Consider the following 18148-nt stretch of genomic DNA (forward strand, 5'->3'; position numbering starts at 1 on the left):
TGGGCACCGGATCACAGGTGATCGAACGGACAGCGCGTGAGCTGGAAGCCCCGCGACCACAGTCGTAGCGTGAAAGGTCGCGCCGAAGACGTCGTTACCACTTTCAAAGACCTAAGGGGGAACGATGCGCGCCGCGCTCATTCGTACTCGTACACCGCTTGCGCTCGCCGCCCTGGCGGTCGGCGCGTTCGCCATCGGCACCGGTGAGTTCGTCATCATGGGGCTGCTGCCCGACGTCGCCGGTGGCCTGGCGGTCGACATCCCCGACGCCGGAGCGCTGATCTCGGCCTACGCGATCGGCGTCGTCGTCGGTGCCCCGCTGTTGATCGCGGCCTCGAACCGCTTCCGGCGCAAGGCCGTCCTGATCGCGCTGATGGCGGCGTACGCGCTGTTCAACGTGGTCTCGGCGATCGCGCCGACCTACGACTGGGTCCTGGTGGCCCGGTTCCTGTCCGGCCTGCCGCACGGTGCGTTCTTCGGCATCGGCGCGGTCGTCGCCGGCAACCTCGTCTCCCCGGAGTTCCGGGCGCGGGCGATGGCGAAGATGTTCGCCGGGCTCACGCTGGCCAACGTCGCCGGCGTGCCGGTGTCGACGTTGCTCGGCCAGCAGCTCGGGTGGCGCTGGGTCTTCGGCGTGGTCGGGCTGATCGGCGCGGTCGCGGCGGTCAGCGTCGCGGCCGCGGTGCCGGACGTCCGGTCGGCCCCGGTGCGCCTGGGCCAGGAGCTGCGGGCGCTGGGACGACGCCCGGTGTGGATGGCGCTGCTGATCGCCACCGTGGGCGGGGCGGTGCTGTTCTCCACCTACAGCTACATCACGCCGATGCTGACCGAGGTCGCCGGCTTCACCCCGACCGCGGTGACGCTGATGCTGGCGCTGTTCGGGATCGGCATGACCGTCGGCAACCTCGTCGGCGCGCGCCTGGCCGACCACGCGACGATGCCGACGATCTACGGGGCGCTCATCGCGGACATCGTCCTCGCGCTGCTGTTCATCCCGGCCCTGGAGAACCCGGTCACCGCGATCGTGGTCATGTTCGCGTTCGCCGTGAGCACGTTCATGCTGGTCCCGGCGGTGCAGCTACGCATCATCAGCGGCGCCGGCGACGCGCCGAACCTGGCCTCGGGTGCCAACCAGGCCGCGTTCAACGTCGCCAACGCGCTCGGTGCGGCGCTCGGCGGCGTCGTGATCAGCGCCGGTCTGGGTTACGCCTCGCCGAACCTCGTCGCGGCCGGGCTGGCCGTCGCCGGGCTGGGGATCGCGATCGTCGCGGGACGGTCGGACCGCCGGGACCGGGCCGACGCCCACGAGCTCGTCGGCAGCACCGTCTGAGGGACCGACGTGCGCCAGCCGGAGTGACCCCAGCACGGCCAGGGTCACTCCGGCTACGGCCGCCGGCACCATCCCCGGCACCGGCCGGTCGCCGAAGAACAGCACGCCGGCCACCGTCGGCGGCACCGTCTCGCCCAGCACCATCACCGCGGTCGCCGAGGTGATCCGCCCGTCGCGCATCGCCGCGGTGTAGAGCCACAGCGCCGCGACGGCCGAGGCGACGACGACCCACGCGGCCGGGTCGGTGACCGCGGTCGCGGGGTGGAACCGGTCGACGACCCGGTTGCCCATCGCCATCAGCCCGAACAGCAGACCCGCGACCAGCGCCATGACCGACGAGCGGTTCGCCCGTGCGGCGCACGCGCCACCGGCGGCGAGCATGACCAGGGCGACCACCAGGCCGATCCGGACGCCCGGCGACCCGGCGTCGTCCGCGGCCGGGGCCGCCCCGGCCGCGGTGAGGGCCAGTCCGACGCAGACCGCGGCCACGGCGGCGACGTCACGACCCCGCAGCCGGGCACCCAGGAACCGCCAGGCGACGACGGCCGTCACCGCCAGCGAGGCCGCCATCGCCGGCTGCACCACGAACAACGGCAGTCGCCGCAACGCCAGCATCTGCGCCACGAACCCGACGCCGTCGAGGGCCAGGCCGAGCAGGAACCGCCACTGACCGAACACCGCGACGCCGCCCGGCGACCGTTGCGCCGCTGCGCCCTCGAACACCCCGGCCAGACCGAACCCGACCGCGGCCAGCAGGGCGAGGGCGACCCCGAGCAGCATCGGCTCAGGCCCCGGCCGCGTCGGGGGAGTCCACGCACCGGCAGGTCAGCGGCCCGAAACCGTTGAACCCGACCGAGGAGTAGCTCACCGTGTAGGCGCCGGTGCACAGAAGCTGGACCCGGTCGCCGGCCCGCAGGCTCTCCGGCAGCAGGTAGGGGTGGTGGCGGTAGAGCACGTCGGCGCTGTCGCAGGTCGGCCCGGCGAGGACGACGGGGGCGGACGGCTCGCCGTCGTGGGCGGTTCGCATCGGGTAGTGGATCAGCTCGCCCTCGGTCTCGGCGAGCCCGCCGAACCGTCCGACGTCGAGGTAGACCCACCGCGCCCCGGCCGACCCGTCGCGGCGGGACACGAGCACGACCTCGCTGTGCAGGGTGCCGGCGTCGGCGACCATCGACCGGCCCGGCTCGATCATGACCTCGGGCCGGTTGGCGCCGAACGCACGCTCCAGGCACTCGTCGATGGCCCGGCCGTACTCCGCCAGCGGCGGGACCTCCGGGCCGTAGGTGCCCGGGAGGCCGCCCCCGAGGTTGATCACGCCGAGCCGGATCCCCGCCGCGGCGACCTTGTCGAAGATCTCCGCCGTCGAGGCGATGCTGGGACCCCACGCGTACGGGTCGAGCTGCTGGGAGCCGACGTGGAACGACACCCCGACCGGGTTCAGGCCGAGCCGGCGCGCCTCGACGAGCAGGTCGGCGACGAGCCCGGCCGGGCTGCCGAACTTGCCGTCGAGCGGGAACACCGAGCCCTGCCCGTCGGAACGCAGGCGCCCGAAGACGTCGGCACCGGGCGCATATTCGGCGATCTTGTGCAGTTCCGCGAGGCTGTCGAACGCGAATCGGCGCACGCCGTTCTCGTGCGCGAACGCGATGTCGGAGCATTTCTTGACGGTGCTGCCGTAGGAGATGTCCTCGGCCCGCGCGCCGGCCGACAGGCAGAGCTCGATCTCCGGGCGGCTCGCCACGTCGAAGCACGAGCCGGCACGGACCAGGGTCGCGATCACCTGCGGTGCCGGGTTGGCCTTCACCGCGTAGTGGATCCGCGCACCGGGGACGAGCGAGCTCAGCAGCCGGTAGCGGGCGCGGACCGCGGCCAGGTCGAGGATCAGGTAGGGGGTCCGGGGAGCGGTGCCGTCGTGTCCCGCGGTGATCGACGGGTCACGGCGGGCCGACGTGTCGTGGGCGGTCGACATCAGGTGCCTCCCCTTCTCCGGCGCCGACGACGAGGTCGTACGGGAGGCCGTCGGTAATCGTTTTCTTACGCGATCGAAACTAGCACCGGGGGAAGGAGTGCGAACTGTGCTCCAGGACACCGGAGAATGTGATGATCGGATCAGGAACTGCGATATCCGTCGAATTCGGACGGCGGGGACGCCCGATTCGTAGGCGCTTGTCGGCCTCGGGGGAACCGGTTCACCTCCGGTTGTGGACCCGTTCGCCGGACGTTCACCCGGAATGGCGGACGTGCCCGCGGCGGACGGGCCACGTCGGGGCCGGGCCGGGTCAGTGCCTCCTGTCCGGGCGGAACGCCGGACGGTCCTCGCCGCTGCGGTGGCGGACCGTCCGGACCGGAAGGGTGACCGGGTCCTCGGCGGCCTGACGGCCGGATATCGGGCGCGGCGGCGTGCCGGGCTGCAGGGGACCGGGCTGCAGGGGACCGGGCTGCGGGGTGGCGGGCCGCGGGCGGGGTGCCTCGTGACGGGTCGGGCCGGTGTGGGCCGCGGGAGACGGCGTGGCACCGGCCGGCTGGGGGGTCGCGGTGAAGACGGGTGTCTCCGCGCGGTGCGGGGGCGCCGGTCGCGGCACCGGCTTCGCCCCGGTCAGGGCCCGGACCTCCATCTCCGCGGAGCGCCGGTCGGTGTCGTCGTCGGGCCGGCCGAGGAAGGTGCCGATCACTCCGAGCAGGAACGACGCCGGGATCGACACGAGTCCGGGGTTGGACAGCGGGAAGACCGCGAAGTCCGCCGACGGGAGCATCGACTTCGGAGTGCCCGACACCGCGGGGGAGAACAGGATCAGGCCCACGCTGGTCGCGATCCCGCCGTAGATGCTGCACAGCGCGCCGGTGGTGTTGAAACGCTTCCAGAACAGCGAGTAGAGGATCGTCGGCAGGTTCGCCGACGCGGCGACGGCGAACGCCAGGATCACCAGCAGGCCGACGTTCTGGCCGTTGGCCACGATCGCGCCGCCGATCCCGGCGATGCTGATCGCGACCGCGGTGGCGCGGGCCACCTGCAGCTCCCGGGCGGGGTCGGCCCGTCCGCGCTTGATGATGTTCGCGTAGACGTCGTGGGCGAACGAGGCGGAGGCGGTGATCGTCAGACCCGCCACCACGGCCAGGATCGTGGCGAACGCGACGGCGGCGACGATCCCCAGCATCAGCTCCCCGCCGAGGCGGTAGGCCAGCAGCGGCGCCGCGGCGTTCGACTGACCGGGGGCCGCGGCGATCGTGTCCGACCCGACCAGTGCGCTCGCACCGAACCCGACCACGATCAGCAGCAGGTAGAAGCCGCCGATGATCCAGATCGCCCATTGCACCGACCGGCGCGCCTCGCCCGACGACGGCACGGTGTAGAAGCGCATCAGGATGTGCGGGAGCGCAGCCGTGCCGAGCACCAGTGCGATGGTCTGCGAGAGGTACTCGAGCTTCGAGGTGGTCGTCGGGTTCTGCAGACCGGGCGCCAGCATCGCCTCGCCCTGACGGTTGTTGCGGACCACGTCGCCGAGCAGCGCCGAGAAGTCGAACCCGTAGCGGCCCATCACCCAGACCGCGAGGACCAGGGTGCTGAACACGAGCAGGATCGCCTTGATGATCTGGACCCAGGTCGTCCCCTTCATGCCGCCGACCAGCACGTAGAAGATCATCAGCAGGCCGCAGACCGCGATCACCATGCTCTGGCTCGTCTTGTCGCTGTTCGGGATCTGCAGCAGCAGGGCGATCAGGCCACCGGCCCCGACGAGCTGGGTGAACAGATAGAAGAACGTCACGACCATCGTCGACACCGCCGCCGCAGCACGGACCGGGCGCTGTCGCGTGCGGTACGCCAGGACGTCACCCATCGTGTAGCGGCCGACGTTGCGCAGCAGCTCCGCGACCAGCAGCAGGGCGACGAGCCACGTCACCAGCGCCCCGACCGAGAGCATGAAGCCGTCGTAGCCGAACTGCGCCGTCAGGCCGGCGACGCCGAGGAACGAGGCGGCGGAGAGGTAGTCGCCCGCGATCGCCACGCCGTTCTGCGGCCCGGTGAACGACTGGCCGCCGGTGTAGTAGTCGGCCGCCGTCCGGTTCGTCCGGCCGACCCGGACCACCACGATCAGGGTGACCGCGACGACGACCCCGAACACGGCGATGTTCACGCCCGGGCTGCCCACGACTCCCGGAGCGGGAGCGCCGCCGGGGGCGACGGCCTCCGTCAACCGGGACATTCCACTCACATGTCGCATATGTGAGCAACGAGTGACGAGGATGATGGGTGACTATCAGTAGTTACTTGATTGCGGAGTGATTGCGGCATCACTCATCCGGACGACCCCCGGTCGCAAACAGTGGCGATCACGGGCGTTCAGCGGCGGGCCAGGGCCTCGGAGAACACCGCGGCGATGCCGGCGTAGCCGCGGTCGTTGGGATGGAAGCGGTCGGGGGAGAGCTTGCCGCGCCAGTGCCGGGTCCGCGGGTCACGCAGGTCGGCGAGCACCAGGCCGCGGCGGGCGACGGCGTCGTCGATCAGGGCGTTGATCTCCAGTGCGGCGTCGAACGTCCCGGGCTGGTTGCCGACGACCGTGCCCACCGGCAGCCGCTCCAGCATCTCCGCCATCCCGGACGCGGCGTTCGCGCGGTGCTTGGGGTTCATCAGGTCGTTCGAGCCGATGAGACACGTCACCAGGTCGGGCGGCGCGGGGAGCGCCTCCAGTGCCGGGAGCTGGGTCCGGAGCACGTCGACGACCCGGCCGCCGCTGAGCGAGAGGTTGACCAGCCGGTACTGCGGGATCTCCAGCGCCAGCTGCCCGACCCAGCCCCGCCACGGCACGCTGGCCCCGATGCCCTGGGCCATCGAGTCGCCGAGCGCCACCCACAACGGCCCGGACCGGGCCAGTGCCGCCCGGTTGTGCTGCTCCCACTCGTGCGCGTACGGCTCGACCTGGGCCTGCACCTTCCGGATCCCGCGGAACACCCGCCCGGCGGCGCTGATGATGCGGCCCGGTGGGCGTCCGGTGAGGTTCGAGTACTCGAACCCGTCGGTCCCCCTGTCGCCCACGCCGACCAGTCAAGCAGGACGCGCGCGCCGGCGGGCACCGTCCTAACGTGACGCCCATGACCGCACCGACCGTGGCACTGCTGGGAACCGGGATCATGGGCGCCGGGATGGGACACAACATCCTGGCCGCGGGCCTGTCGTTGCGGGTCTGGAACCGCAGCCCGGAGAAGGCGCAACCGCTCGTCGACGCCGGGGCGACCGCCTCGCAGGACCCCGCCGAGGCCGTCCGCGGTGCCGACGTGATCGTGACGATGCTGGGCAACGCCGACGACGTCCGCGCCGTCATGGACAAGGCCGCCGGCGGGCTCGCGAAGGGCCAGGTCTGGCTGCAGACCACGACCGTCGGCGTCGAGCCGCTGAGCGGGCTGCTGCCGATCGCGCAGGAGCACGGCCTGACGTTCCTCGACGCGCCGGTGCTGGGCACGCGCCAGCCCGCCGAGACCGGGAACCTGACGATGTTCGTGGCCGGTTCGCCGGACGCGCGCGCCACCGTCGACCCGGTGCTCGACGCCGTCGGACAGAAGACGGTCTGGGTCGCCGACACCGCCGACGGCGCCGCCGCCAGCCGTCTCAAGATCGTCGCGAACAGCTGGGTGCTGGCTGTGACCGCCGCGACCGGCGAGACGATCTCGCTGGCCCAGGGACTGGGCGTCGACCCGCAGGCGTTCCTCGACGCCGTCGCCGGCGGCCCGCTCGACCTGCCCTACCTGCAGGCCAAGTCGACGGCGATCCTGGGCGAGGACTACACGCCGAACTTCACCGTCGACAACGCGGCCAAGGACGCCGGGCTGATCGTCGACGCGGGGGAGGGCGCGGACCTGAAGCTCGACGTGGCCGAGGCCGTGCGGGCGCGCCTGCGCCGCGCGTCCGAGCGCGGGCACGGCGGCGACGACATGGCGGCGGCCTACAAGGCGTCCTGACCCCGGTCGTGCGCGGTTATCGCTGCTCCGGCGGCAATTTCCGCGCACGGGTCGGATCACAGTGGGTGCTCAGGAGGCTCTCAGGGTCGGGGTAGAGACTGGCGGACATGCGCATTCTGGTCGTCGACGACGACAAGGCCGTGCGGGATTCGCTCCGCCGGTCTCTCGCCTTCAACGGCTACCAGGTCGAGCTCGCCGAGGACGGTCAGGCGGCGCTGGACATGATGGTCGACTCGCGCCCTGACGCCCTCGTCCTGGACGTGATGATGCCGCGCCTGGACGGCCTGGAGGTGTGCCGGCGGCTGCGCAGCGCCGGTGACGCCCTGCCGATCCTCGTGCTCACCGCGCGCGACGCCGTCTCCGACCGGGTGGCGGGCCTCGACGCCGGCGCCGACGACTACCTCCCGAAGCCGTTCGCGCTGGAGGAGCTGCTGGCCCGGCTGCGTGCGCTGCTGCGCCGCCGGACGCCGGAGGAGATCGCCGACGCGGCGGCCGGGCGGACCAAGGCGCTGGAGTTCGCGGACCTCTCGCTGGACCCGGACACCCGCGACGTCCGCCGCGGCGACCGCGCGATCTCGTTGACGCGCACCGAGTTCTCGCTGCTCGAGCTGCTCCTGGCCTACCCGCGGCGGGTGCTGACCCGCGGTCAGATCCTGGAGCAGGTCTGGGGCTACGACTTCCCGACCAGCGGTAACGCGCTCGAGGTCTACGTCGGGTACCTGCGGCGCAAGACCGAGGCCGACGGCGAACCCCGGCTGATCCACACCGTGCGCGGGGTCGGCTACGTGCTGCGGGAGTCGCCGCCGTGACCGATGTCGACACCCGGGCCGAGCCCGCTCCGCCGAGGACCTCGGGCGGCAGCCGGGAGCGGTTCACGCTGCGCGCCCGGATCGGGGTGCTGGCCGCGCTGGTCGCGGCGGCGATGGTGCTCCTGGTCTCGGCCGCGGCGTTCCTCGTCGTCCGGCAGAACCTCTCCAGCACCCTGGACGAGACGCTCTACCAGCGGGCGACCGCGGCCGCGCAGAGCGAGCTGGCCAGCCCGCAGCTGCTGGCCACGATCCCGCCGACCGTGCTCGGTGCGGCCGACCTGCACATCGCGCTCGTCTACTCCTCCGGTCTGGCCGCCGCCGCCGACGAGACGTCGCGGCCCCCGGTCGGCGACGACGAGCTCGCCGTGGCCCAGGGCCGTCTGAGCGAGTCCATCCGCACGGCGTCGCTGGGCCGTGTGCCCTACCGGGTCGTCGCGGTGCAGGCCGGTCCCGGTCGGGCACTGGTGATCGCCCAGCAGCTCGACAGCGTGACCAAGGTCGTGTCCCGACTCGGGACGGCGTTACCGCTGGTCGGGCTGGGCGGGGTGATCCTGGCCGCGCTGGCCGGGTTCGCTGTGGCGCGCACCGGCCTGCGCCCGGTGCAGCGGCTGACCGCGGCGACCGAGCGCGTCGCGACCACCGGGGACCTGCGTCCGATCCCGATCAGCGGATCCGACGAGCTGGCCCGGCTGACCCAGAGCTTCAACGCGATGCTCGGCGCGCTCGCCGCGTCCCGCGAGCAGCAGCGGCGCCTGGTCGCCGACGCCGGGCACGAGCTGCGGACGCCGCTGACGTCGCTGCGCACGAACCTGGAGCTGCTCGCCGCGGCCGACGCGCCGGACGCCCCGTCGCTGCCGCCCGAGGACCGCCAGGAACTGCTGATCGACGTCCGTGCGCAGGTCGAGGAGCTCTCGCACCTGGTCGGGGACCTGGTCGAGCTGGCGCGTGACGACGCGCCGATGGTCACCACCGAGGCCCTGGAGCTGGGCGAGATCGTGGAACGGGCGCTGGCCCGGGTCCGGCGCCGGGCCGGGGACACGACGTTCGACGTCACGCTGCACCGCTGGACGATCGACGGCGACTCCACCGCCCTGGAGCGCGCGGTGCTGAACCTGCTCGACAACGCCGCCAAGTGGAGCCCGCCCGGTGGCCGGGTCCGGGTGTCGATGATCCCGATGCCGGACGCCTCGATGGTGATCGAGGTGGCCGACTCCGGGGCCGGGATCGCGCCCGAGGACCTGCCGCACGTGTTCGACCGCTTCTACCGGGCCGACACCTCCCGGACGATGCCCGGCTCCGGCCTCGGCCTGTCGATCGTGGCGCAGGCCGCGGCCCGGCACGGGGGAGCGGTGTGGGCCGGACAGGCACCGGAGGGCGGGGCACTGCTCGCGCTGCGTCTCCCGGGTCGACCGCCGGAACCCGACCCCAGCCCATAGCCTGGACGGTGCGGGTGAGTGCACGGGGCCCGCGCAGGTGACGACGGACGGTGGATGCATGGCCCAGGACACCCCGCACGGCGACGGCGAGAACGGCCGGGAGACCGGCACGACGCCGTCCGTCGAGGAGGCCGCCCGCACGACGGACGCGACGACGTCCGCCGGTGAGCGCGACGGGGCCGGGACGTCCTCCGGCGGGAACCCGTGGGCCCGGCCCGGGGAGCAGACGTCCGCCGACGCTTCCGGGGCGTCGTCGACGAACGGGACGTCCGGCGCGGAGACGGCCGGTGCCGTCACCTCGGGCGCCGGCGCGTCCGGCACCGGAACGCCCGGTGCGGCGGGGCCCGAGCCGTCGACGGCCGATGCGCGGAACGGCGCGACCTCGGCGGGCGCGTCCTCGGCCGGTGCGACGTGGGACGGCGCGACGTCGGACGGCGTGACGGCGGCCGGTGCGGCCGCGGACCGGGGGACGGATGCGTCCGCGCACCCCGCGTCGCCGGAGGCCGCGTACGCGAGCCCGGACCAGCCCGGTCTCGGGCAGGCCCCTCAGGGCTCCTACGGGCAGGGGCAGTACGCGCAGTACCCCCAGAACCCCTACGCCCAGGGGCAGGCCGGTTCCTACGGCGGGGAGGCCGGGTACGGCGCGGGTCAGTACGGGGCCGGGACGGGTCAGTACGCGGCCGGGTCCTACGGCACGGCGCAGTACGCAGCAGGTCAGTACCCCGGTGGCCAGTACCCGAGTGGCCAGTACCCGGGCGGCCAGTACGCGCAGACCCCCTACGCGACCGGCGGGCAGCCCCCGTACGGCCCGTACCCGCCCGGACAGGCCCAGCCCGGCTGGGCCGGTGGCCCGCCCCCGCCGTCCGGCCGTGGACGCACCGGTCGGCTGGTCGCGGCCGGGATCGCGCTCGCGCTGGTCGCGGGCTGCGTCGGCGGCGCGATCGGCGCGGAGGTCGCGACCTCGACCGGCTCCGGCGACGGCGGCGTCCTCAGCGGCCCGCTGCCCGCGGCCGACTCCGACCTGCCGATGACGCAGATCGAGCAGGTCGCCCAGAAGGTGCTGCCGAGCGTCGTGCAGCTGCGCGTCGAGGGCGGTGCGCTCTCGCGTGGCGAGCAGGGCGAGGGCTCCGGGATGGTCGTGAGCGACGACGGCCTCGTGCTGACCAACAACCACGTCGTCGAGCCCGCGGCGTCCGGCGGCACCCTGCGCGCGATCTTCCAGGACGGCCGCACGACCCCGATGCGGATCATCGGCCGGGATCCGCAGTCCGACCTCGCCGTCGTCAAGGCGGACAACCTGCCCGGCCTGACCCCGATCGAGCTGGGCAACTCCGAGGGCGTCCGGGTCGGCCAGCAGGTCACCGCGTTCGGCTCGCCGCTCGGCCTCGGCGGCTCGGTCACCACCGGCATCATCTCCGCGCTCGACCGCGCGGTCAGCGTCGGCGGGGAGGGCGGGGCCGCCACCGGGGCGAGCTCGGCCACCGTGCTCAGCGCGCTGCAGACCGACGCGTCGATCAACCCCGGCAACTCCGGCGGCCCGCTGGTGGACATGCAGGGCCGGGTCGTCGGGATCAACTCGGCGATCGCCACGACCGGCGGCGCCGGCGGGGGATCGATCGGTGTCGGGTTCTCGATCCCCATCAACCAGGCGAAGCGTGTCGCCGACCAGCTGCGCACCGGCGGGCGGGCCACCCACGCCGTCCTCGGCGTCGAGGTCACCGACGACCCGCAGCAGACCGGGGCCCGCCTGCGCACCGTCGCACCGGGTGGCGCCGCCGAGAAGGCCGGCCTCAAGCCCGGCGACCTCGTCGTGCGTCTGGGTGATCAGCGGATCACCACCGGTACCGAACTGCAGGCCGCGGTGCGGTCGCAGGCGCCGGGTTCCACGGTGGAGCTGCAGCTCGCCGACCGTACTGTCCCAGTGGTTCTCGGCACGGACTGAGCTCCCGGCGGCCCGGCGGGAGCGTCCCCGCCGGCCGCCGGGGACGCGGTGTGGTCGACTTGGGTCGCCGTTCACCCGGAGTGTCCGGGTGGTTGCGGTCGCGTTTCGTTGACGCGTGAAACACCGGCGTGATGGTGTAGAGGCGGCCCGGTCCGGTGGTGCCCCGCCGGACGGGTGTCGACGGGTCGTGTCGGCGCAGGATCCCCCTCCTTGCGCCGGCACGGCCTGTTCCTGCGAGCGGGTGTCCGACGAGCCCGGTCACCACCGGCGTTAGTCTGGTGACCATGGAGATGGCGGGACCTCAGATCGGCCGGGCACTCGTGGTCATCGTCGACGACCGGGTCAGCGGGGGAGAGCGTTCCGACCAGACCGGGCCGCTCGTCACCGAGCTGCTCGAGGAGGCGAACTTCCTCGTCGACGGCGTCGTGTCCGCCCCGGGCGAGGTGGTCGCGATCCGCAGTGCGCTGAACACCGCCGTGATCGGCGGCGTCGACCTCGTGGTGACGGTCGGCGGCACCGGCGTGTCCCCGCGCGACGTCACCCCGGACGCGACGTCCGGCGTCCTGGACCGCCCGATCCCCGGCATCTCCGAGGCGCTGCGCGCGTCCGGTCTCGCCGCGGGCGCGGTGGACGCGGGCCTGTCCCGCGGTCTGGTCGGTGTCTCCGGCAGCACGCTGGTGGTCAACCTGGCGCCGTCGCGGGCCGCCGTGCGCGACGGCATGGCCACGCTGACCCCGCTGGTGCCGCATGTGATCGCGGAGCTGTCCGGCCTCGACGCCTGACCCACCTGCAACGCGGACGGGCCCGGCGGTGGAGATCCACCGCCGGGCCCGTCTCGTGTGTGGTGACTACTTGTCGCCGTCGGCCGGGGGCGGCGGGACGGCCGGGATCTGACCCGGCCGGGTCGCCGGCCCGTCCGGCTTCGGGTCCTGCGCCGACGGCCGGTCGCCACCGGGCGGGGGCGGCGGCACGGCCGAGACCGGGCTCGGCGGGGTGGTGGAGTCGGCAGGGCGGCGGTCCTGCGGGGACAGCACGTCACCGCCGGGCGGCGACGGCGGCACCGCCGAGACCGGTCCCTTGTTCGACACCGTGTCCGGCGTCCCGACACCCGGCGCCGGCGGCGGGGTCGAGGTGGTCGACGTGCCGGAGTTCCCGAGCGCCTCCTCGACCTTGCCCTTGGCGTTGCCGATCTGCTCGGTGTACTTGCCCCCGGTGGCCTTGTCGACCTGCTCGGCGGCCTTGCCCACGTAGGGCGCCGCCTTCTCCTTGGCCTGCTCCAGCGCGGGTCCGGCCTTCTCCTTGGCCTTCTCGATGTGCGGAGCGGCCTTCTCGATCGCGTTCTCGGCTGCCTCGCGCGCCTTGTCCAAGAATCCCATCGCGGATCCCTCCCTCGGTGGTCGTCCCGCAACGGCGTGCGGTGTGTGACACCCATCGTTCCACTTCGCACCCCCGTTGTGCGGACACGGCACCATGGAGCCATGAGCGATTTGTCGGACGAGGTGCGGCGCCGGATCGCCGAGGTCTTCGGCGACGAGGTGCGGACGACCGGCGACGAGCGCGGCGACGCCGGCTCCTCGGCCGAGCGCGAGGACCCCGACGCCGACCGCTGGCTCCGCGAGAACCGCCCCCCGCACCACGGCGGCTGATCCCCTGTTCCGGCTCCGCGGCCGGGCGTTCTCTAGCGCAGCGTCACGGCGATCTCACCCGCCAGCGACGCGGCCGCGACCGCCGTGGCGGCGTCGCGGGGGAGAGCGACCAGGACCAACGGCCCGGTGCCGGAGCGTCCGGTGCCCTGGTTCTGGGCCGGCAGGACGGTGAGGACCGTGGCCGGCCCGGCGATCACCCGGGCACCCGCCTGTTCGGCCGAGGCGCCGGAGCCTCCGGGCCCCGGCGCCACCACGTCGACGACCGTGCCCGGCGCGAGCAGCGCGGCCACGGCCGGGTCCGCCGGGCGCAGCGGGACCGCCGCCGCGTCCGGGCCGCCCGCCCGCGCGGTCAGCTCGACGCCGACGAGCCGCAGGTCGGTCAGCGGTTCACCGGCGCGTACCGCACCGGCCGCGACCCGGCCCTGCGCGTCGGCGGGTGACCGCAGCGCACCGGCCGGGACCAGCGCCGACGGCCAGGTGCGGACGGTCAGGTCCTCGGCCCGGATCGTCGAGCCGGGCGCCAGGTCGTGCGCGGTGACGAGCACCGGGGCCTCGTCGGCGGAGCCGTCCGGGGCGACCGCCAGCACGACGGCGAGTGCGGCGAGCAGGCCGGCACCGACCCGTCTCAGGAGGGCGACCCGGGCCCAGCCCGGCCCGCGCAGGACGGCCAGGAGCCGGTGCCAGGGGCGGGCGGCCAGAGCCGCGCGATCCCGTCGTCCGCGCCGATCGTCGTCGCCCATGTGCCGCCTCCACCCGTCGATGTCCCTCGACGGTAGGGCGGCGGGACGTGCCCGGACGGCCCGATCATGAACCTGTGGACAGCGCCGTCAGGTTGTGGACAACCCGGGCCGGAAGCCGCTCAGGACGAGGCGGCGGCCGGGGAGCTGGAGGAGGATCCGGACGAGGACGAACCCGACCCGGACGAGGATCCCGAGCCCGACGTCGACGATCCGGAGGAGGACTTCGAGTCCGAGGACGATCCCGACGACGAGCCGGAGTCCGAGGACGAGGAGCTGCTCGACGAGTCCGACTTCGAGTCCGAGGACTTGGAGTCCGAGGACCCGCCGCCGTTCACCGCGCCCGCGCGGCTGTCGGTGCGGTAGAAGCCGCTGCCCTTGAACACGATGCCGACCGAGGAGAAGACCTTGCGGAGCTTGCCCTCGCAGTTCGGGCACACGGTGAGCGCATCGTCGGAGAATGCCTGGACCGCCTCAAATCGGTGGTCACACGCCGTGCATGCGTACTGGTAGGTCGGCACAACTTCCTCCGGAACGTCTAACCTGGCACTCCGCTGATGCGAGTGCCAGCATAACCCCGTCGGGTCAGTGGTTGTTCCGCACCGCAACCGCACCGCGCGTGGGGAGTATGACCTGCGCCACGGTGACGTCGAGGTCCCCGGCCGGAACGTGGTCGATCAGCTCGTCGTCGTGCAGCAGCACGGCCAGGGGCGTCGACGCCGGCACGGCCGGCAGCGTCCGGTCGTAGTAGCCGCCGCCGCGCCCGATCCGCCGGCCCCGCCCGTCGACGGCCAGTGCCGGGACGAGCACCAGCCCGGCGCGGGTGATCGCCTCGACACCGAGCCGCTCCCCGCCGGGCTCGCGCACCCCCAGCGGGCCCGTGACCAGCGAGTCCGCTCCTTCGTAGCGGGTCCAGTCCAGCGGGCCGGGCTCCGCCGGGACCACCGGGGCGAGCACCTCGTGCCCGGCCGCGAGCAGCGCGTCGGCCACCGTCGAGGTCCCGGATCCGGCCGCTCCGGGCTCCGGGCCGACCGGCAGGTAGCAGCAGACCGGGCCGTCGACGCCCTCGGCCAGGGCCAGCACGTGCCGGGTCAGGGCCGCGGTCGCGGCCGCGCGGTCGTCGTCGGAACGGGCCTTCCGGGCGTCGAGGAGGCGTCGTCGCAGCGCACGCTTGTCCTCCCGGAGGGCGTCCGGCGCAGATCGAGCGGGTGAGTCCTCGCGAGCCGTCACGCCTCCACGCTAGCCGCGCAGATAGGCTCGCCGACCATGACCGCGCAGTCCTCGTCTCGCGCCGCCTTCCGCACCGCCGTCGTGCCCGCCGCAGGTCTGGGCACCCGGTTCCTGCCGACGACCAAGGCGGTCCCCAAGGAACTCCTCCCGGTCGTCGACACGCCGGGGATCGAGATCGTCGCCGCCGAGGCCGCACAGGCCGGTGCCCGGCGGCTGCTGATCGTCACCTCACCAGGGAAGGAGTCGGTCGCGGAGTACTTCCGCTCCGACGCCGAACTGGAGAAGACCCTGGAGGCCCGGGGCAAGGAGGCGCTGCTGGAGAAGGTCCGCCGCGCGCCCGGCCTGCTCGAGGTCGACTCGGTCTACCAGTACGAGGCCAAGGGCCTCGGGCACGCCGTCGCCCAGGCCGGGCCGGCGCTGGCCGACGACGAGGAGGCGATCGCCGTCCTCCTCCCGGACGACCTCGTGCTCCCGGCCGGCGTCCTGGAACGGATGTCGGAGGTCCGGAACCGGTTCGGCGGCAGTGTGCTGTGCGCGTTCGACATCCCGCGCGAGCAGATCTCGGCCTACGGCGTGTTCGACGTCAGCGACACCGACGACGACGACGTCAAGCAGGTGCACGGGATGGTGGAGAAGCCCGCCGCCGCCGACGCGCCGTCGACGTTCGCCGCGGCCGGGCGCTACCTGCTGGACCGGGCGATCTTCGACGCCCTGGACCGGATCACCCCCGGCGCCGGCGGCGAGCTGCAGCTCACCGACGCCGTGGCGCTGCTGATCTCCGAGGGCCACCCGGTGCACGTGGTCGTGCACCGCGGCGGGCGCCACGACCTGGGCAACCCGGGCGGGTTCGTGCGGGCGTACGTCGACTTCGCGTTGCAGAACCCGGAGTACGGCGACGACCTGCGGACCTGGCTCGAAGACCGGCTGAAGGGCTAGCAGGTGCGCACGGTCGACGAGCAGCTCTCGCGGATCCTGGACTCCGCGGTGCGCCCGGCCCCCGTCCGGGTCGCGATCTCCGACGCCCAGGGGCTGCGCAGCGCCGAGGAGGTCGTCGCGGCGCGTCCGCTCCCGGTGTTCGACCAGGCCGCGATCGACGGCTACGCCGTGCGCAGCGTCGACGTCGCCGGGGCGAGCGAGACCCAGCCCGCGACCGTGCCGGTGGTCGGTGAGATCGCCGCCGGGTCCCGGCAGCCGCTGCGGCTGCAGCCCGGGCAGGCCGTGCGGGTCGCGGCCGGGGCGCCGCTGCCGACGCTGGCCGACGCCGTCGCGCCGGTCGGCTGGACCGACGGCGGCTCCGCCCGCCTGCAGGTGCACCGCGGCGTGCCCTCGGCCGGGTTCGTCCGCCGGGTCGGCGAGGACGTGCAGCCCGGTGACGTCGCGGTCCGCGACGGCGACACCGTCGGGGCCGTGCAGGTCGCGATGCTGGCCGCGGCCGGGCGGGACAAGCTGCTGGTGCACCCGCGCCCGCGGGTGTCGGTGATCTCGGTCGGCGACGAGCTGGTCGAGGTGTCGCGCTCGGCGTCGGCCGGGCAGGTGGCCGACGTCTGCTCGCACGCGCTGACCGCCGCCGCACGCGAGGCCGGCGCGGAGACCAACCGTTCGCGCACCGTCGGCGGCAACGCGGGCGAGATCCGCGGCGCGGTGGAGGACCTGCTGCCGGCCAGCGAGATCGTGGTCGTCTGCGGCGCCGCGGGCGGCGCGGCGGGCGCCGAGGCCAAGGCCGGTCTGGCCGACCTCGGCGGGATCGACGACACCCGGGTGGCCATGCACCCGGGTTCGGCCCAGGCCTACGGCCGGCTCGGCTCCGAAGCCGTGCCGGTGTTCCTGTTCCCGTCGCACCCGGCGACCGCGCTGATCCTGTTCGAGGTGTTCACCCGGCCGCTGATCCGTCTCGCGCTCGGCCTGGAGCCCTACAAGCGCGCGATCGGGGCGCGGCTGACGTCGCCGCTGATCTCGCCGCCCGGGCGGCGGTCCTACGTGCCGTCCCGGCTGCTGCGCGAGGAGACCGGCGGCGGCTACCTGGCCCAGCCGCTGGGCGCGTCCGGGACGCACCTGCTGGCGGTCCTGGCCGAGGTGAACGCGCTGGCCATCGTGCCGGAGGCGGTCACCGAGCTGACGGTGGGCGAGCAGGTCGAGCTCCTCCCGCGCGGTCGCAGCTGAGCCGTAGCGAACGCCGAGCGAGTCCCCGCATGCCCCCACCCGTCGCCGAGCCGCTCGGCGGGCACCCCGGATGGCCCGCCCGGCCCGGGCCCCTCCGTGTCGCCGCGGGCGAGGTCGGCCTGCGACCGGTCCGCCTGACCGACGCCGGCGCCTGGTCGTCGATCCGGCTGCGCGACGAGGCCTACCTGACGCCCTGGGAGCCGACGCCCTACGGCGGCTGGGCGCGGCGCAACGCGAGCGTCGAGTGGCCCGGGCGCTGGTACCTGCTGCGGACGGCGGCCCGGCGCGGCACGACGCTGCCGTTCGCGATCACCGTCGACGGCCGGTTCGCCGGGCACGTGATGATCGGCAACATCGTGCGCGAGCCGCTGCTCTCGGCCTACGTCGGCTACTGGTGCGACAGCCGCCTGGCGGGGCAGGGGGTGACGACGGCGGCCGTGGCGCTGGTCGTCGACCACTGTTTCGGCGCGGCGCGGCTGCACCGGATCGAGGCGACCGTCCGCCCGGAGAACGTGGCCAGCCTGCGGGTACTCGCCAAGCTCGGCTTCCGCCACGAGGGCGTGCTGCGGCGCTACCTCGACGTCGACGGGGACTGGCGCGACCACCACAGCTTCGCGATCACCGCCGAGGAGACACCGGCCGGTGGTCTCGTCGGGCGGCTGGTCCGGGAGCGTCGCGCGTCCTGGGTCTGATTCGACCGTTCTCACCGACCGTCACGGCTTCGAGTACTTTCCGTGATCAGGACGTAACCTCACACGAGTCACAGACGCAACATCGGTCCCGGGTGAATCACGATCTGTCCGGGTGATGACGGCGCGTCGCGGCCGGGGACGGGGTTGCTCGCTGGTTACGGTGATACGCGAGTGACTGCGGAGTCGGGGCCGGAGTCACGGGTGGACTGCGCCG

Annotated in this window: 16 protein-coding genes and 2 pseudogenes; 11 read left to right on the plus strand and 7 right to left on the minus strand. The window is 73.7% G+C overall.

Going from position 1 to position 18148, the window contains the following annotated elements; translation table 11 throughout:
* Window positions 1–124: 124 nt before the first annotated feature.
* Window positions 125–1330, plus strand: a complete 1206-nt coding sequence (locus tag EV383_RS03415) for an MFS transporter (RefSeq protein WP_130288564.1) — start codon at window positions 125–127, stop codon at window positions 1328–1330.
* A gap of 784 nt (window positions 1331–2114) precedes the next feature.
* Here the strand turns inward: EV383_RS03415 and EV383_RS03420 are convergent.
* The 3 genes and pseudogenes from EV383_RS03420 to EV383_RS03430 form a co-directional block, all read right to left on the minus strand.
* Complete coding sequence (locus EV383_RS03420) at window positions 2115–3299, minus strand: type III PLP-dependent enzyme (RefSeq protein ID WP_130288565.1); 1185 nt, start codon at window positions 3297–3299, stop codon at window positions 2115–2117.
* A gap of 619 nt (window positions 3300–3918) precedes the next feature.
* A pseudogene (locus tag EV383_RS03425) lies at window positions 3919–5532 on the minus strand (solute symporter family protein); the annotation flags it as partial.
* 137 nt (window positions 5533–5669) lie between these two features.
* The gene (locus EV383_RS03430) at window positions 5670–6362 is read right to left on the minus strand and encodes an SGNH/GDSL hydrolase family protein (RefSeq protein ID WP_130288566.1); all 693 of its coding nucleotides are present in this window, start codon (window positions 6360–6362) and stop codon (window positions 5670–5672) included.
* Window positions 6363–6418: 56 nt separating this feature from the next.
* Here EV383_RS03430 and EV383_RS03435 point away from each other — a divergent pair, with 56 nt between their 5' ends.
* From EV383_RS03435 to EV383_RS03455, 5 genes are all read left to right on the plus strand, one after another.
* Window positions 6419–7282: an NAD(P)-dependent oxidoreductase gene (locus EV383_RS03435; RefSeq protein WP_130288567.1), complete on the plus strand. Its 864-nt coding sequence runs from the start codon at window positions 6419–6421 to the stop codon at window positions 7280–7282.
* Window positions 7283–7389: 107 nt separating this feature from the next.
* Window positions 7390–8091 carry a response regulator transcription factor gene (locus tag EV383_RS03440; protein WP_130288568.1) on the plus strand — a complete coding sequence of 234 codons (702 nt, stop codon included), beginning with the start codon at window positions 7390–7392 and terminating at the stop codon, window positions 8089–8091.
* Window positions 8088–9527 carry a sensor histidine kinase gene (locus EV383_RS03445; RefSeq protein ID WP_165438222.1) on the plus strand — a complete coding sequence of 480 codons (1440 nt, stop codon included), beginning with the start codon at window positions 8088–8090 and terminating at the stop codon, window positions 9525–9527. Before EV383_RS03440 ends, EV383_RS03445 begins: the two co-directional genes overlap by 4 nt.
* 58 nt (window positions 9528–9585) lie before the next feature.
* A complete protein-coding gene (locus EV383_RS31935) occupies window positions 9586–11469 on the plus strand; it encodes a trypsin-like peptidase domain-containing protein (RefSeq protein WP_130288569.1) in 1884 nt (627 codons plus the stop codon).
* A gap of 290 nt (window positions 11470–11759) precedes the next feature.
* A complete protein-coding gene (locus EV383_RS03455; RefSeq protein WP_374225833.1) occupies window positions 11760–12251 on the plus strand; it encodes a MogA/MoaB family molybdenum cofactor biosynthesis protein in 492 nt (163 codons plus the stop codon).
* Window positions 12252–12317: 66 nt separating this feature from the next.
* Here EV383_RS03455 and EV383_RS03460 read toward each other — a convergent pair whose 3' ends face one another.
* Entirely contained in the window at window positions 12318–12845 is a 528-nt protein-coding gene (locus EV383_RS03460; RefSeq protein ID WP_165438223.1) for an antitoxin, read from the minus strand.
* A gap of 102 nt (window positions 12846–12947) precedes the next feature.
* Between EV383_RS03460 and EV383_RS31005 the strand changes: the two genes are divergently transcribed.
* On the plus strand, window positions 12948–13115 hold the full coding sequence (locus EV383_RS31005; RefSeq protein ID WP_165438224.1) for a hypothetical protein: 168 nt from the start codon (window positions 12948–12950) through the stop codon (window positions 13113–13115).
* 32 nt (window positions 13116–13147) lie between these two features.
* On the opposite strand, the gene cpaB is transcribed toward EV383_RS31005, so the two are convergent.
* On the minus strand, window positions 13148–13855 hold the full coding sequence (gene cpaB / locus EV383_RS03465) for a Flp pilus assembly protein CpaB (protein ID WP_130288572.1): 708 nt from the start codon (window positions 13853–13855) through the stop codon (window positions 13148–13150).
* A 66-nt stretch (window positions 13856–13921) separates the two neighbouring features.
* Here cpaB and EV383_RS33030 point away from each other — a divergent pair, with 66 nt between their 5' ends.
* Window positions 13922–14218, plus strand: coding sequence for a hypothetical protein (locus EV383_RS33030; protein ID WP_423213706.1), 297 nt, complete (start codon window positions 13922–13924; stop codon window positions 14216–14218).
* A gap of 14 nt (window positions 14219–14232) precedes the next feature.
* On the opposite strand, the pseudogene EV383_RS33035 reads toward EV383_RS33030, so the two are convergent.
* Window positions 14233–14466: pseudogene (locus EV383_RS33035) on the minus strand (FmdB family zinc ribbon protein); the annotation flags it as partial.
* Window positions 14438–15082: a 5-formyltetrahydrofolate cyclo-ligase gene (locus EV383_RS03475; protein ID WP_242622871.1), complete on the minus strand. Its 645-nt coding sequence runs from the start codon at window positions 15080–15082 to the stop codon at window positions 14438–14440. The gene EV383_RS03475 and the pseudogene EV383_RS33035, both read right to left, overlap by 29 nt.
* Window positions 15083–15118: 36 nt before the next feature.
* Here EV383_RS03475 and EV383_RS03480 point away from each other — a divergent pair, with 36 nt between their 5' ends.
* Genes EV383_RS03480 through EV383_RS03490 form a run of 3 tightly spaced genes read left to right on the plus strand, consistent with a single transcriptional unit; the run spans window position 15119 to window position 17934 of the window.
* Window positions 15119–16018: a UTP--glucose-1-phosphate uridylyltransferase gene (locus tag EV383_RS03480; protein WP_130288574.1), complete on the plus strand. Its 900-nt coding sequence runs from the start codon at window positions 15119–15121 to the stop codon at window positions 16016–16018.
* A gap of 3 nt (window positions 16019–16021) precedes the next feature.
* Window positions 16022–17242 carry a molybdotransferase-like divisome protein Glp gene (gene glp / locus EV383_RS03485; RefSeq protein ID WP_130288575.1) on the plus strand — a complete coding sequence of 407 codons (1221 nt, stop codon included), beginning with the start codon at window positions 16022–16024 and terminating at the stop codon, window positions 17240–17242.
* A gap of 29 nt (window positions 17243–17271) precedes the next feature.
* Window positions 17272–17934: a GNAT family N-acetyltransferase gene (locus tag EV383_RS03490; RefSeq protein ID WP_130288576.1), complete on the plus strand. Its 663-nt coding sequence runs from the start codon at window positions 17272–17274 to the stop codon at window positions 17932–17934.
* Window positions 17935–18148 lie beyond the last annotated feature (214 nt).

The sequence above is a fragment of the Pseudonocardia sediminis genome (assembly GCF_004217185.1).
In the GTDB taxonomy this organism is placed as follows: domain Bacteria; phylum Actinomycetota; class Actinomycetes; order Mycobacteriales; family Pseudonocardiaceae; genus Pseudonocardia; species Pseudonocardia sediminis.